The organism is Cupriavidus gilardii (assembly GCF_008801915.1).
Classification (GTDB): domain Bacteria; phylum Pseudomonadota; class Gammaproteobacteria; order Burkholderiales; family Burkholderiaceae; genus Cupriavidus; species Cupriavidus gilardii.
This window is the reverse complement of the sequence record NZ_VZOV01000012.1, coordinates 143710-159506: the sequence shown is the minus strand read 5'-3', so window position 1 is coordinate 159506 and position 15797 is coordinate 143710. Positions and strand designations below refer to the sequence as shown.

Below are 15797 nucleotides of genomic sequence, written 5' to 3'. Positions count from 1 at the left end.
AGCACTTGATAACTTTTGAGCCACGGATCCGAAGACCCGCTGTGACTGCCGCTATCGAGCGCCCACACTTATCGGTTGTTCGTTTGTTAAAGAACTGCGCGGCCGGCTTTGCCGTTCGCGTCGCTGCATTGTCAGCAGCAGAGAAACGAGATTATGCAGAACATTTCGCTTCTCGTCAACAGGTTGTCAGCACTTTTTTGCTGCGGCTCCAGCACCGCAGCGCCTTCGCCTTCCCCGCCAACCCCGCCGCCGTTCGGCTGCGAGGGGGCGAATATTAAGGGAGCGTGACAGCCATTGCAAGCGCTTTTTCACGCCGCCGCTGACGTGCCCTAAGCTGCCTCCTTGAGTCGCCGCCACAAGGTCGTGGGACTGATGCCCAGCAGGTGGCACGCCGCGGTGCGATCCCCACCGCATTCGTCCAGCACACGGCGAATATGTTCCGCCTGGGACGAACGGGCCACACCGGCCAGCGAACGGTTGCCCGCTCGCGCACTGACCGCCACAGAGGGCGTCGCCTCCTTCCCTTCGCTGCCGAACAACTCGGGAACGGTCGCCTGCAACTCGCGCACCAACGCCCGCTCCTCCAGCGCCCTCCCCGCCAGCAACACGGCGATCCGTTCCACCACGTTCTCCAGCTCACGGATATTGCCGGGCCAGCCATACGCGGCCAGCCGGCTGCGCGCCGCTTCCGGCAGGCTGCCCGGACGCGGCAGCCCGAGCCGTTGCTGCGCGCGCCGGTACAGCAGCTCGGCCAGTTCCGGCAGGTCGACCTTGCGTTCGCGTAGCGGCGGCATGGCGATACGCAGGATATTCAACCGGTAATAGAGGTCCTGCCGGAAGGCGCCGTCGCGCACGAGCGCGGCAAGATCCCGGTGGGTGGCGGCGATCACGCGCACATTGACCGGCACCGCATCGACGCCGCCGATCGGCAGCACCTGCTTTTCCTGCAGCACGCGCAGCAGCCGCGTCTGCAGCGCGGGCGGCATGTCGCCGACCTCGTCCAGGAACAGCGTGCCGTTGTGCGCCGATTCGAACAGGCCAGCCTTGCCGCCGCGCCGGGCGCCGGTGAACGCGCCCTCCTCGTAGCCGAACAGTTCGCTCTCGAGCAGCGCCTCCGGAAACGCCGCGCAATTGACCGCGACGAACGGAAACGCGCGGCGCGGACTGGCGTCGTGCATGCCCTGCGCCAGCACCTCCTTGCCGGTACCGCTCTCCCCACTGATCAGCACGGTCGAATCGACCGCCGCATAGCGCCGCGCCAGTTCGCGCAACTGGCGCATGGCCGGCGATTCGCCTGCCAGATCGTCGAGCCGGTAACGAACGCCGGTGGTGCGCGCACTGGCGCGCCGGCGCAGATGACGGTCGACGCGCTGAATCGCATTGGCATCCTGGATCGTCAGCACCGCACCGGCCGGGCCGCCCTCCGTCACGATCGGAATCCGGTTGACCACGACCATGCGATCGCCCAGCTTGTGGATCGCCTCGAGCTCCTTGGTGCCGGTCCGCATCACGCTGTCCAGCGACAGATCGGGCGCGAGACCCTGCAACTTGCGGCCGACCGCATCGGCGGCCGGCGTACCCAGAAAGCGCTCCATCGCCGGATTGAACGACTGGATCCGCCCGTCGGCATCGACGGCCGCGACGCCTTCGTTCAGATGCGCAAGGATCGTATTGACGTACTCCCGCCGGCTCGATTCGATGCGCCGCAACCGCGCCGCCTCGATCGCGTCCTCGAGCGCAAGCTTGACCGACTGCCCCGAGTACAGGAACACCCCGGTCAACCCGAGCCGGTCCGCAAGCTCGGTCACGAGCCCCGGCCCGACCACGACCTCGATGCCCTCCTGCCGCAGCGCCTTGACGCGGACCGCGGCGTCATCCTCGGTCAGATACGTGTACGACGGAATCGGCAGATCGAACGCGCGGGCGAACTCGTCGACTTCCGGGTAGGTAGCGGCGTGCGTCACCAGCGCGACCCGCGGCGAGATGCGCCGCGCGGTGGCGAGCGCGCTGAGCACGTCGAACCCGGTCACCTTGACCAGCGTGACCGGCACGTCCACATGCTGGCGCAGATAGGCCCCATTCGAGCCGGCGGCGACCACCGCGTCGAGCCGCCCTTCCCTGGCCTCCCGCGCGATCGCGGTGGCGGCGGCCTCGTAGCCTTTGCCGACCAGCCGAAAGTCGGCCTGGGCGGCATAGGAAGGAATCAGATCGGCGAACGCGCGCGACAGGCGGCTGATGCCGACCGCCCAGATGCGAGGCCGGCCAGGGGGGATGGGGGTAGCGGGAGTCATCGATCGAAAGAAAAAACCGAACGCCGCAAGCCGCGGCCAGCGGATGAACAAAAGCGGCCACAATAGGACGTTGACGCACTGTCGCCGCATTCTGCGCCCTCCGGTGCTGCATTTCAATCCACCATCATGGAATTCAAATTTGAAATGCAAATGGAGCGCCGCGTACATCACCTGAAGTGGCGGAAGACCCGGCAATCCCTTGCCCGGCCTGACCAAACCGGGCTTGGTCGCCGCCAGGCCAGCCCTTGGCACGCCGCTTGCGCTCAGCCTGCATTCCGCTCACCAGGACGCCACCATGACCCTGACTTCCCAAGACCTGGCCCGCTCGGCGGGCGCCCGTTTCCGCCAGGCGCTGGCCGACGAGCAGCCGCTGCAGGTCGTCGGCACCATCAACGCCAACCACGCCCTGCTGGCCAAGCGCGCCGGCTACCGCGCGATCTATCTGTCCGGCGGCGGTGTCGCGGCCGGCTCGCTGGGTCTGCCCGACCTCGGCATTTCGAACCTCGACGACGTGCTGACCGACATCCGCCGCATCTCGGACGTCTGCGACGTGCCGCTGCTGGTCGATGTCGACACGGGCTTCGGCGCCTCGGCGTTCAACGTGGCTCGTACCACCCGCTCGCTGATCAAGTTCGGCGCGGCCGCGATGCACATCGAGGACCAGGTCGGCGCCAAGCGCTGCGGCCACCGGCCCAACAAGGAGATCGTCTCGCAGGACGAGATGGTCGACCGCATCAAGGCCGCGGTCGATGCCCGCACCGACGAGCATTTCGTCATCATGGCGCGCACCGATGCGCTGGCGGTCGAGGGCCTGGACAAGGCGATCGAACGCGCGGTGGCCTGCGTCGAGGCCGGCGCCGATGCGATCTTCCCCGAGGCGATGACCGACCTGTCGATGTACCGCAAGTTCGTCGACGCGGTGAAGGTCCCCGTGCTGGCCAACATCACCGAATTCGGCGCCACGCCGCTGTTCACCCGCGACGAGCTGGCCGGAGCCGGCGTCGCGATGATCCTCTATCCGCTGTCGGCATTCCGCGCGATGAACAAGGCCGCGGAGAACGTCTACGCGGCGATCCGTCGCGACGGCACGCAGCAGAACGTGCTGGACACCATGCAGACGCGCGCCGAGCTCTACGAGAGCATCGGCTACCATGCATACGAACAGAAGCTGGATGCGCTGTTCGCGCAAGCCAAGGCCAAGTAACCAGAACAGAGCGAAGCAAGGAGACGCCATGTCCGAAGCCACTCCGGCGCAAGCCACCCCGAAGCCCAAGAAATCCGTCGCGCTGTCCGGCGTCGTCGCCGGCAATACCGCGCTGTGCACGGTCGGCCGCAGCGGCAACGACCTGCACTATCGCGGCTACGACATCCTCGACGTCGCCGAGACCTGCGAGTTCGAAGAGATCGCCTATCTGCTGGTGCACGGCAAGCTGCCGACCCAGGCCGAGCTGAACGGCTACAAGACCAAGCTGCGCGCGCTGCGCGGCCTGCCCGCCAACGTCAAGGCGGCGCTCGAATGGGTCCCCGCCTCGGCCCATCCGATGGACGTGATGCGCACCGGCGTGTCGGTGCTCGGCACCGTGCTGCCCGAGAAGGAAGACCACAATCTGCCGGGCGCGCGCGACATCGCCGACCGCCTGATGGCTTCGCTCGGCTCGATGCTGCTGTACTGGTACCACTACAGCCATAACGGCCGGCGCATCGAGGTCGAAACCGACGACGATTCGATCGGCGGCCACTTCCTGCACCTGCTGCACGGCCGCAAGCCCAGCGAGCTGTGGGAGCGTGCGATGCACACCTCGCTGATCCTGTACGCGGAGCACGAATTCAACGCCTCGACCTTCACCGGCCGCGTGATCGCCGGCACCGGTTCCGACATCTACTCGGCAATCTGCGGCGCGATCGGCGCGCTGCGCGGCCCCAAGCACGGCGGCGCCAACGAGGTCGCGTTCGAGATCCAGAAGCGCTACGACACGCCCGACGAGGCACAGGCCGACATCACCCGCCGCGTCGAGAACAAGGAAGTCGTGATCGGCTTCGGCCATCCGGTCTACACGACCGGCGATCCGCGCAACCAGGTGATCAAGGAAGTCGCGCGCCGCCTGTCGAAGGACGCCGGCTCGATGAAGATGTTCGACATCGCCGAGCGGCTCGAGACCACGATGTGGGACATCAAGAAGATGTTCCCCAACCTCGACTGGTTCAGCGCGGTCAGCTACCACATGATGGGCGTGCCGACCGCGATGTTCACGCCGCTGTTCGTGATCGCGCGGACTTCGGGCTGGGCCGCGCACATCATCGAGCAGCGCATCGACAACAAGATCATCCGCCCGAGCGCCAACTACATCGGCCCGGACAACCTGAAGTTCGTGCCGATCGAGAAGCGCCGCTGATCCGGCAGACGCAAACGGAAGCGGCCGCACCACGCGCCCGCTTCCGTACTGTAGTCCCCCGAGACATTCCACGGCGCGCCGAGCACGACCCCGTATCGATCCCCTCCCCATGAATACTGCCTTCCGCAAACCGCTGCCCGGCACGGGCCTGGACTATTTCGACGCACGCGCCGCGGTCGATGCGATCCAGCCCGGCGCCTATGACACGCTGCCCTACACCTCGCGCGTGCTCGCCGAAAACCTGGTGCGCCGCTGCGACCCGTCGCTGCTGACGGCAGCGCTGACGCAGCTGATCGAGCGCAAGCGCGATCTGGACTTCCCGTGGTTTCCCGCGCGCGTGGTCTGCCACGACATCCTCGGCCAGACCGCGCTGGTCGACCTGGCCGGCCTGCGCGACGCGATTGCCGACCAGGGCGGCGATCCGGCCCAGGTCAATCCGGTGGTGCCGGTACAGCTGATTGTCGACCATTCGCTGGCGGTCGAGCACGGCGGTTTCGACAAGGACGCGTTCGCCAAGAACCGCGCGATCGAGGAGCGCCGCAACGAGGACCGCTTCCATTTCATCGAGTGGACTCGCAAGGCGTTCAAGAACGTCGACGTGATCCCGCCGGGCAACGGCATCATGCACCAGATCAATTTGGAGCGGATGTCGCCGGTGATCCATGCGGTCGACGGCGTGGCCTACCCCGACACGCTGGTCGGCACCGACAGCCATACCCCGCACGTCGACGCGCTGGGCGTGATCGCCATCGGCGTGGGCGGCCTCGAGGCCGAGAACGTGATGCTGGGCCGCGCCTCTTGGATGCGGCTGCCGGACATCGTCGGCGTCGAGCTGCGCGGCAAGCCGCAGCCGGGCATCACCGCGACCGATATCGTGCTGGCGCTGACCGAGTTCCTGCGCAGCCAGCGCGTGGTCGGCGCCTATCTCGAGTTCCGCGGCGAAGGCGCGGCCAGCCTGACGCTGGGCGATCGCGCGACCATCTCGAACATGGCGCCCGAATACGGCGCCACCGCCGCGATGTTCTTCATCGACGGCCAGACCATCGACTATCTGCGCCTGACCGGGCGCAGCGACGAGCAGGTGCGCCTGGTCGAGACCTATGCGAAGACCGCCGGCCTGTGGGCCGATACCCTTCAGCACGCCGAATACGAGCGCACGCTGGAGTTCGACCTGTCGACCGTGGTCCGCAACATGGCCGGTCCGTCGAACCCGCACAAGCGCCTGCCGACCACCGCGCTGGCCGAACGCGGCATCGCCGCCAAGTGGGAAGAGGTGCCGGGGCAGATGCCCGACGGCGCCGTGATCATCGCCGCCATCACCAGCTGCACCAACACCAGCAACCCGCGCAACGTGATCGCCGCCGGCCTGCTGGCGCGCAACGCCAACGCGCGCGGCCTGACGCGCAAGCCCTGGGTCAAGTCCTCGCTGGCACCGGGCTCCAAGGTCGTGCAGCTGTATCTGGAAGAAGCCGGCCTGCTGCCCGAACTCGAACGGCTCGGCTTCGGCATCGTCGCGTTCGCCTGCACGACCTGCAACGGCATGTCCGGGGCGCTCGATCCGGCGATCCAGCAGGAGATCGTCGAACGCGATCTGTATGCGACCGCGGTGCTGTCCGGCAACCGCAATTTCGACGGCCGCATCCATCCTTACGCGAAGCAGGCCTTCCTGGCCTCGCCGCCGCTGGTGGTGGCCTACGCGATCGCCGGCACCATCCGCTTCGACATCGAGCGGGACGTGCTGGGCCACGACGCGAACGGCCAGCCGGTGACGCTGAAGGACATCTGGCCGAGCGACGAGGAGATCGACGCGATCGTCGCGCAAAGCGTCAAGCCCGAGCAGTTCCGCAAGGTCTACGAGCCGATGTTCGCGGTGCAGGCCGCCAACGCCGAGACGATCAGTCCGCTGTACGACTGGCGGCCGCAGAGCACCTATATCCGCCGCCCGCCGTACTGGGAAGGCGCGCTGGCCGGCGAGCGCACGCTCAAGGGCCTGCGTCCGCTGGCGGTGCTCGGCGACAACATCACCACCGACCATCTGTCGCCGTCCAACGCGATCCTGCCCGACAGCGCCGCCGGCGAATACCTGGCGAAGATGGGCCTGCCCGAGGAGGACTTCAACTCGTACGCGACCCACCGCGGCGACCACCTGACCGCGCAGCGCGCGACCTTCGCCAACCCGACGCTGGTCAATGAAATGGCGGTGGTCGACGGCAAGGTCAAGAAGGGTTCGCTGGCGCGCATCGAGCCGGACGGCAAGGTCGTGCGGATGTGGGAAGCGATCGAGACCTATATGGAACGCAAGCAGCCGCTGATCATCATCGCGGGCGCCGATTATGGCCAGGGCTCGTCGCGCGACTGGGCGGCCAAGGGTGTGCGGCTGGCCGGCGTCGAGGCGATCGTCGCAGAGGGCTTCGAGCGCATCCACCGCACCAATCTGATCGGCATGGGCGTGCTGCCGCTGGAGTTCAAGCCCGGCACCAACCGGCTGACGCTGCAGATCGACGGCACCGAGACCTTCGACGTGATCGGCGAGCGCAAGCCGCGTGCGGAGCTTACGCTGGTGATCCATCGCAAGAACGGCGAGCGCGTCGAGACCGCGGTGACCTGCCGGCTCGATACCGCCGAGGAAGTGTCGATCTACGAGGCCGGCGGCGTGCTGCAGCGCTTCGCGCAGGACTTCCTCGATTCGACCAAGGCGGCCCAGGCGGCGGCGTCCGCATCGGCGGCGTGAACGCGCCGCGGCGCTCCCCCTTGAACCAGCACGAGGCATCCATGGTTTCTCTTCCCCAGATCCGCATCCCCGCCACCTATATGCGTGGCGGTACCAGCAAGGGCGTGTTCTTCCGGCTGCAGGACCTGCCCGAGGCGGCGCAGTCGCCAGGGCCCGCCCGCGATGCGCTGCTGATGCGTGTGATCGGCAGCCCCGACCCCTACGGCAAGCAGATCGACGGCATGGGCGCGGCCACCTCGAGCACCAGCAAGACGGTGATCGTGTCGCCCAGCACCCGGCCCGACCACGACGTCGATTACCTGTTCGGCCAGGTCGCGATCGACCAGCCCTTCGTCGACTGGAGCGGCAACTGCGGCAATCTGTCGGCCGCGGTAGGCCCGTTCGCGATCGCCGCCGGCCTGGTCGATCCGGCCCGCATCCCGCGCGAGGGCGTTGCCACCGTCCGCATCTGGCAAGCCAATATCGGCAAGACCATCGTCTCGCATGTGCCGATCGTCGACGGCATGGTCAAGGAAACCGGCGACTTCGAGCTGGACGGCGTGACCTTCCCCGCCGCCGAGATCATGCTCGAGTTCATGGACCCGGCCGCCGAGGAGGAAGGCGGCGGCGGCGCGATGTTCCCGACCGGCAACCTGGTCGACGACCTCGAGGTACCGGGCGTCGGCACGTTGAAGGCGACGATGATCAATGCCGGCATTCCCACCATCTTCGTCAACGCCGATGCAATCGGCTACACCGGCACCGAGCTGCAGGAAGCGATCAACGGCGATCCGCAGGCGCTGGCGATGTTCGAGACCATCCGCGCCTACGGGGCCGTGCGCATGGGCCTGATCCAGAACGTCGACGAGGCCGCGCGGCGCCAGCACACGCCCAAGGTGGCCTTCGTCGCCCCGCCGGCCAGCTATACCGCGTCGAGCGGCAAGCCGGTGCGCGCCGAAGACATCGACCTGCTGGTGCGGGCGCTGTCGATGGGCAAGCTGCACCACGCGATGATGGGCACGGCGGCCGTGGCGATCGGCACCGCGGCGGCCATTCCCGGCACGCTGGTCAATCTGGCGGCCGGTGGCGGCAAACGGCAGGCGGTGCGCTTCGGCCACCCGTCGGGCACGCTGCGCGTCGGCGCCGAAGCGGCCCAGGTCGACGGCGACTGGACCGTGAAGAAGGCCATCATGAGCCGCAGCGCGCGGATCCTGATGGAAGGCTGGGTCCGGGTGCCGGGCGACTGGAACCCCGTTGCCTGACGGCTTGCATGCCGGGGCCGCCTGTCGGCCCCGGCATGGCATGGCTTTGAAGGGAAACGTCGGCGGTTAATTGCGTTTCAATACAATGGCCGGCGCGCGCGTGTCCATCGCCACTACGGCGGAGGACGGCCCCGGCCCCGCAGCGCTCAACCGAACAGCACGCTGTTCATCAACGCCTTGGCCACCACGGTGCCCGCCTCCGGCTGCTCGGCATAGACGGTGATTTCGGTGGCGATCTGCCGCTGGCCGCGGCGCACCACCGTCGCCACGGCGCGCAGCGCGGCCGCCTCGGCCGGCGCGACATACTGGATCGACAGCGCGCTGGTCGCCCCGCCGCGCACCTTGTCCGGGTCCGCGCCCGACGCCGCGGCCGCCGCGCCGGCGATATCGATCAGCGTCGCGATCACGCCCCCGTGCACGGTCTTGCCGACCGTGACATTGCCCGGGCTGAACGGCAGCACCAGCTCGACATGCTCTGGCGCCAGCACGTCGAGCGCGACGCCAAGCGTGCGGGCGACCGGCGAACCGATCAGGATTTCCTCGACCATCGCGCGAACGCGGGGCGCGACCTCGGCGTAGGTACCGGCAGCGGAGAGTGGGGGCAGCGAAGACATCATGCGGGCTCCTGAAAAGGAAATCGTAGGCCTGTCGTGGTGAGTCGATGATGGCAGCCGGCGGGGCGCACGCTCAATTACCCGGCAGGTAATCCGCTGGACGACGCGCCCGACTGAATCGCAGCCCAGCGCACCGGCACCGCCTCACCCCGCCGCTTATAATGGCCGCCTTTGCCTCGCCCAGCCGCCATGCCGCCTACCCGCCCCGACACCGCGTCAAACCCGCTCGCCCTGCCGGACACCGCCGACACCACCGACGACAGCCTGTTCGACCGCCCCGACAGCCCCTGCATCGGCATCTGCTCGACGCTGTTCGACGAGGTCTGCCAGGGCTGCGGCCGTACCGCGAAGGAGGTCAGCAACTGGGTCTTCATGAGCGATGCGGAAAAGCAGGCGGTGTGGGAGCGCATCACGCGCGAAGGCACCGCGCGCCGTTTCCAGCGCGACTGAGCGCCAGACGCGTCGAAGCGCCCTCACCGGCTCGCACCGCTGGTCCGGCCGCCATCGCCCGCCGCGGGTGTCAGCACCAGCGTCTCGAACGCCTTTGCTCCAGCCGGGTGCCCGGCATCCCGGATCGTCACGTATTCCCCGCGCGCCCATTGCTCGGTCCAGTCGCGATAGTGCGGCGACAACACGTTGCCTGACTGCCCGGTCGGCGTGATGAAGCGCGAGGCCGACAGATCGGCCAGGTCGTAGATCGCGCGCACGCTGGCGCCATGCACGTTCTCGAACGGGGCCTGCTCGTCGCCGATATTGTGGCGCCCGGCATTGACCGTATAGGTATCCCCGCCGGTCGGCACCTTGACGTTGAAGAACCCTGCCAGCGACGGCACCCTGGCGAACGGCCGGTGTTCGGCGCGGGCCGCGTGGGCCTGGCCCCAGCGCCAGCGCCGCGGGTCGTCGCCATAGCGCTGCTGCAGATCGGCGATCGCACGTTTCCACGCCGCGCCCATCTGGTCGTTGCAGTCCTCCGGGGCCGGCGTCTTCGGATCGTCGCACCAGAAGCGCCCCAGGCCCCGCGAGCTGCGCAGGATGTTCAGCATCGCCTGTTGCACATTGCGCTGCTCCCACATGCGCGCGAACACGCCGTCGCCGACCTTGCCCTCGAACATGCCGCGCGACAGCTCGCGCAGCCAGGCGGTGGCGACCAGCGGCTCCGCACGGTCGGCCGACATCGTGCCGTCCCAGCGCGCCAGCGCGGCGAACAGCTCGCGCTCGCGAGGAGGACGCGTCGCGTCGGCCGCGATCGAGGCGCCGAGCAGCAGCGGCAACGCATCCTTGACCGCCAGCGACAGTTCGTCCTTCTGGATCGCCGCGAACGTATCGAGCGTGTGGGGCCGCCGCGCGGCCAGCAAGGCGCGGATGCGGTCGTGCCGATATGGCACCGTCCATTCGCTGGTCAGGAAGAACGGATAGTCGTCCGGCACGATCTTCTGGTTCGCGGTCACCACCACGCCGCCGGGCGGATTGAGGCTGCGCGGCAGCTTTTCGAACGGAATGAAGCCGCTCCAGTCGTAGCGCGCATCCCAGCCCGGCGCCGGCGCCAGCCCCTTCAGATCGTTCGCCGCGTTGCGCAGCGGCACGCGGCCCGGTGCAAGGAAGCCGATATTGCCGTCGACATCGGCATAGACCGCGCTCTGTTGGGGTGTATGGAAGTCGCGCAGCGCCTCGGTAAAGCTGGCCCAGTCGTGCGCGCGGTTCAGCTTCAGCCCGGCCTGCACGGTACGATCGTCCGGCCGCAGCGCCACCCATTGGAAGGACACGACATACTGCGCGCCCAGCGGCGCGACGGCGGCGGCAAGCGGCTCGGCGACATCGGAAATCACCGGCCCGTGGCGCGTCGAGCGGACGCGGATCGTCACATCGGGCTGGTCCTTGACCCGGATGGTCTCCTCGCGCACCGCGAAATCGGCCCAGCCGGCCGGCGTCTGGTACTGCTCGGGCCGCCCGGGACGCAAGCGTTCGATATACAGGTCCTGCAGATCCGGCGCGGTATTGGTAAAGCCCCAGGCGATGCGCGGCGTATGGCCGATCACGACCACCGGCATGCCCGGCAGCGTGGCGCCGGTCACGTCCAGTCCCGGCGCGCGCAGCGTGGCGAAATACCACAGCGCCGGCGCCTGCAGCCCCAGATGCAGGTCGTTGGCCAGCAGCGGCTTGCCCGAGCGCGTATGGGCGCCGGAGACGACCCAGTTGTTCGAGCCCATGCCCTCGACCAGCCCCGGCGGCGCCGCGGCCTCGACGCTGGCCATCGCCGTAGTCAGCGGCGCCAGCTGCCGATACAGCGCGGGATAGTCGCTCGTGCGCGGTGGCTGCTCGCCTGGATACGGCGCCAGCAGTTCGTTGATGCGCGACAGCGGCAGCGTCTGCGCCAGCCGCATGCGCAGCACCTCGCGGCTCCAGTTGGCGCTCAGGTCCCAGGCCATCATCGTCTGCCAGGCCAGCGTATCGGCCGGCTCCCAGCGCTCCGGCACCGTGCGCAGAATCGCGAATTCGGGCGGCAACGGGCCCTTGTGGCTGGCGATGCCGGCATTGACGCCGTCGGCATAGGCCTGCAGCGCGGCGCGGGTCTCCGGCGTGCTGGCGGCGAAGGCGGCCTCGGCGTTGCGGCGTACGCCGATGGTGCGCAGGAAGCGATCGGTCGGCAGCGCGCTGGCCCCGAGGATCTCCGCCAGCCGGCCCGACGCGATGCGTTTGTTCATCTGCATCTGCCACAGCCGGTCCTGCGCATGGACGAAGCCGAGTCCGAAATAGGCGTCGAGCGGATCGCCCGCCTCGATGCGCGGAATCGCGTGGCGGTCGCGCACGATCGTGACGCGGCCATGCAAACCCGCCAGCGCGACGGTGCCCGCCACCGCCGGCTGCGACGCCTGCCGATACCAGGCATAGCCGCCGATCGCCGCGGCCAGTACCAGACCCGCCAGGATCACCGTCAGCCATGCCAGCCGCTTGAGCCAATGCATCGCCTGTCCCTCCCCGTCCAACCGTTCGTTGCGGTGTCGTGCTGTTGTCGATGTGTCGATGTGCCGTTGCCGACGTGCTGTCGTCAATTATCGTCGACACAAAAATGCCCGGACAGGCCGGGCATTTTCAAGGCGGTCGGCGCTCAGGCCGCGGGCTTCTTCAGCTGCAGCGCCTTGTACTCGAGGAACTCCTCGAGGCCATACTTGCCGGCCTCGCGTCCGTTGCCGGACTGCTTGTAGCCGCCGAACGGCGCCATCATGTTGAACGGGCCGCCATTGATGTCGACCTGGCCGGTACGGATGCGGCGCGCGACGCGGATCGCCCGCGCCTCGTCGCCCGACCACACGCCACCGCCGAGACCATAGACGCTGTCGTTGGCGATGCGCACCGCGTCCTCCTCGGTGTCGTAGCAGATGATCGACAGCACCGGGCCGAAGATTTCCTCCTGCGCGACGGTCGCCTTCGGATCGACGTTGCCCAGCACCGTCGGCTGCACGAAGAAGCCCTTGTCCAGCCCGGCCGGCGGCTCGGTACCGCCCGCCACCAGCTCGGCGCCCTCGTTGAGCCCGCGCTGGATGTAGCCGGTCACGCGGTCCTTCTGCGCGGCCGAGATCAGCGGACCCAGCCTGGTGGTCTCCTGCAGCGGATCGCCGACGGTAAAGCCCGCCACCACCTTCTTGACGATTTCCTTGACCTCGTCATAGCGGGCCCGCGGCACCAGCATCCGCGTATGCGCCGAGCAGGTCTGGCCGGAGTTCAGGAAACAGGCGTTGATCGTGCCCTTGACGGCGGCCGGCAGGTCGGCGTCATCGAGGATCACCGAGGCGGACTTGCCGCCCAGTTCCAGCGCGACCCGCTTGACGGTCTGCGCGGCCAGCTCGGACACGCGCTTGCCGGCGCGGGTCGAGCCGGTGAACGACACCATGTCGACCTCGCGATGGCTGGCCAGCACCTCGCCGACCACCGGGCCGTAGCCGGTCACCAGGTTGAACACGCCCGGCGGCAGGCCGGCGGCCTCGATCACCTCGGCCAGCACGAAGGCGTTCAGCGGCGCCACTTCAGACGGCTTGAGCACCACGGTGCAGCCGGCGGCCAGCGCCGGCGCGACCTTCAGCGTGATCTGGTTCAGCGGGTAGTTCCACGGCGTGATGGCGGCGACCACGCCGACCGGCTCGCGCACCACCAGCGAATTGCCGACCTCCTCCTCGAAGGTGAAGGACTCGACCAGCTTGGCGGCCTGGCTCCAGTTGAAGACCGGGCCGCCGACCTGGATCGCGCGGGCCAGCTTGATCGGCATGCCGACCTCGGCCGCGATCAGCTGCGCCAGCTCCTCGGTGCGCGCCTTCAGGCCCTCGGCGATCTTGCGGATATAGTCGGCGCGCTGCTGCGGCGGCGTCGCCGCCCAGCCGTCGAAGGCGGCACGGGCGGCCTGGATCGCGTCCTCGGCATCGCGCGCATGGCCCTCGGGAATCCGGCCCATCACCTCTTCGGTGGTCGAGTGGATGACGTCGATCTGCCCGGTGCCGTGCGGGGTCACCCACGCGCCATTGATAAACAGTTTGTCTCGTTGCTGCATAGCCACAATTCCTCGGTGAGCCGTCAGGCGTATTGCCCTTCGGTGTTTCCAACCTGATTCAGGCGTTTCAGGGCCTTTGCCGTTGTTATCGATTTTTTCTGTGCCGACATTGTAAAACCGATTTTGTCGGCCGATATCGCTTCGCCGCAGGGCGTTCGCCAGGCGCGCGCCAATATACCGCCGATAATCGCGCGCCTAGGACTCCGGCCCGGCCACCGCCCCGGCAACCCTGCCATGAAAAAAGGCCGCAACGCGTCGATCGCGTTGCGGCCTTCATCGGCTCGCTGGCAGAAACGGAAGCCCGATCAGCCGGCAATACCCTGCGACTCCAGGTATTCGTCGTAGGTGCCCAGATAATCGGTCACCGTGCCGTCGGTGCGGATTTCGATGATCCGGGTGGCCAGCGCGCTGACGAATTCGCGGTCGTGCGACACGAAGATCAGCGTGCCGGTGAACTTGTCCAGCGCGATCTGCAGCGACTCGATCGACTCCATGTCCATGTGGTTGGTCGGCTCGTCGAGCGCCAGCACGTTATGGCGGCCCAGCATCAGCTTGCCCCAGATCATGCGGCCCTTCTCGCCGCCGGACAGCACCTTGACCGACTTCTTGATGTCGTCGGCGGAGAACAGCAGCCGGCCCAGCGTGCCGCGCAGCGACTGGTCGTCGTCGCCGGCCTGCGTCCACTGGGTCATCCAGTCCATCAGGTTGCTCTCTTGCGGGAACTCCTCGTAGGTGTCCTGCGGCATGTAGCCGACGTTGGCGTTCTCGGCCCACTTGACGCTGCCGTGGTCGACCTCGATGCCGCGCTGCACGCCGGTCTGCACCGCGCCGTCGAGCAGGCAGCGCAGCAGCGTGGTCTTGCCCGCGCCGTTCTCACCGATGATCGCGACGCGCTCGCCGGCCTGGATCGACAGCGACAGATTGTTCAGGATCTGGCGGTCGTAGGCCTTGCTGATGTTCTCGGCGGTCACCGCCAGGTTGTGCAGCTTCTTCTCGAACTCGAAGCGGATGAAGGGGTTCTGGCGCGACGACGGCTTGATGTCCTCGACCTTGATCTTGTCGATCTGCTTCAGGCGCGAGGTGGCCTGGCGGGCCTTGGACTTGTTCGCCGAGAAGCGGCGCACGAAGTCCTGCAGTTCGGTGATGCGCTCCTTGGCGCGCGCGTTGGCCGCCATCTGGCGCTCGCGGGCCTGCATCGACGCTTCCATGTAGTCGTCGTAGTTGCCCGGGTAGACCTTCAGCGTGCCGTAGTCCATGTCGGCCATGTGCGTACAGACCGAGTTCAGGAAGTGGCGATCGTGCGAAATGATGATCATGGTGGAATTGCGCTCGTTGAGCACGTGTTCCAGCCAGCGGATCGTGTTGATGTCCAGGTTGTTGGTCGGCTCGTCCAGCAGCAGCACGTCCGGATTCGAGAACAGCGCCTGCGCCAGCAGCACCCGCAGCTTCCAGCCCGGCGCGATATTGCTCATCGTGCCCTGATGCTGGTCGGTCGGGATGCCCACGCCCAGCAGCAGCTCGCCGGCGCGCGCCTCGGCCGTGTAGCCGTCGTATTCGGCGTACTTGGCCTCGAGCTCGGCGGCCTTCATGTAGTCTTCGTCGGTCGCTTCCGGGTTCGCATAGATCGCGTCGCGCTCCTGCGCCGCGGCCCACATCTCGGTATGGCCCATCATCACCACGTCGAGCACGCGCATGTCCTCATAGGCGAACTGGTCCTGGCGCAGCTTGCCCAGGCGCACGCCCGGTTCCAGCATCACGTTGCCGGAGGTCGGCTCGAGATCGCCGCCGAGGATCTTCATGAAGGTGGACTTGCCGCAGCCGTTCGCGCCGATCAGGCCGTAGCGGTTGCCCTCGCCGAACTTGACCGAGATATTCTCGAACAAGGGCTTGGGGCCGAACTGCATGGTGATGTTTGCGGTAGATAGCACGTCGAAGAACCTTTTGGAATGCGGTGTAGCGGTGATGGTGGCCGGTGAAGGCGGCGAAT

At 67.6% G+C, this 15797-nt stretch carries 11 protein-coding genes; 6 read left to right on the top strand and 5 right to left on the bottom strand.

Annotated elements, in window-relative coordinates:
* On the top strand, nt 1-278 hold a 278-nt coding region (locus F7Q96_RS16020; RefSeq protein ID WP_211923508.1), incomplete at its 5' end, for a hypothetical protein.
* A 51-nt stretch (nt 279-329) separates the two neighbouring features.
* Here F7Q96_RS16020 and prpR read toward each other — a convergent pair.
* Nucleotides 330-2291, bottom strand: a complete 1962-nt coding sequence (prpR, locus tag F7Q96_RS16015; RefSeq protein WP_053823076.1) for a propionate catabolism operon regulatory protein PrpR — start codon at nt 2289-2291, stop codon at nt 330-332.
* 295 nt (nt 2292-2586) lie between these two features.
* On the opposite strand from prpR, the gene prpB reads away from it, so the two are divergent.
* The 4 genes from prpB (at nt 2587) to prpF (ending at nt 8656) form a co-directional block, all read left to right on the top strand.
* Nucleotides 2587-3495 carry a methylisocitrate lyase gene (gene prpB, locus F7Q96_RS16010; protein WP_151022951.1) on the top strand — a complete coding sequence of 303 codons (909 nt, stop codon included), beginning with the start codon at nt 2587-2589 and terminating at the stop codon, nt 3493-3495.
* Between the two features lie 28 nt (nt 3496-3523).
* Nucleotides 3524-4684 (top strand): bifunctional 2-methylcitrate synthase/citrate synthase, encoded by a 1161-nt coding sequence (gene prpC, locus F7Q96_RS16005; RefSeq protein WP_053821710.1) that lies wholly within the window; start codon nt 3524-3526, stop codon nt 4682-4684.
* 109 nt (nt 4685-4793) lie between these two features.
* Nucleotides 4794-7415: a Fe/S-dependent 2-methylisocitrate dehydratase AcnD gene (gene acnD / locus F7Q96_RS16000; RefSeq protein ID WP_151022949.1), complete on the top strand. Its 2622-nt coding sequence runs from the start codon at nt 4794-4796 to the stop codon at nt 7413-7415.
* Nucleotides 7416-7456: 41 nt separating this feature from the next.
* The gene (gene prpF, locus F7Q96_RS15995; RefSeq protein WP_053823075.1) at nt 7457-8656 is read left to right on the top strand and encodes a 2-methylaconitate cis-trans isomerase PrpF; all 1200 of its coding nucleotides are present in this window, start codon (nt 7457-7459) and stop codon (nt 8654-8656) included.
* 146 nt (nt 8657-8802) lie between these two features.
* On the opposite strand, the gene F7Q96_RS15990 is transcribed toward prpF, so the two are convergent.
* Nucleotides 8803-9273 (bottom strand): PaaI family thioesterase, encoded by a 471-nt coding sequence (locus tag F7Q96_RS15990; protein ID WP_151022946.1) that lies wholly within the window; start codon nt 9271-9273, stop codon nt 8803-8805.
* A 186-nt stretch (nt 9274-9459) separates the two neighbouring features.
* Between F7Q96_RS15990 and F7Q96_RS15985 the strand changes: the two genes are divergently transcribed.
* Nucleotides 9460-9720: a DUF1289 domain-containing protein gene (locus F7Q96_RS15985; RefSeq protein ID WP_226994860.1), complete on the top strand. Its 261-nt coding sequence runs from the start codon at nt 9460-9462 to the stop codon at nt 9718-9720.
* Between the two features lie 23 nt (nt 9721-9743).
* On the opposite strand, the gene F7Q96_RS15980 is transcribed toward F7Q96_RS15985, so the two are convergent.
* The 3 genes from F7Q96_RS15980 to F7Q96_RS15970 all read right to left on the bottom strand — a co-directional run bounded on the left by F7Q96_RS15980 (nt 9744) and on the right by F7Q96_RS15970 (nt 15738).
* Nucleotides 9744-12233, bottom strand: a complete 2490-nt coding sequence (locus tag F7Q96_RS15980) for a penicillin acylase family protein (RefSeq protein WP_151022944.1) — start codon at nt 12231-12233, stop codon at nt 9744-9746.
* A 143-nt stretch (nt 12234-12376) separates the two neighbouring features.
* Nucleotides 12377-13810 carry an aldehyde dehydrogenase family protein gene (locus tag F7Q96_RS15975; protein WP_006578737.1) on the bottom strand — a complete coding sequence of 478 codons (1434 nt, stop codon included), beginning with the start codon at nt 13808-13810 and terminating at the stop codon, nt 12377-12379.
* A gap of 305 nt (nt 13811-14115) precedes the next feature.
* Entirely contained in the window at nt 14116-15738 is a 1623-nt protein-coding gene (locus F7Q96_RS15970; RefSeq protein WP_053821708.1) for an ABC-F family ATPase, read from the bottom strand.
* Between the last annotated feature and the right edge of the window lie 59 nt (nt 15739-15797).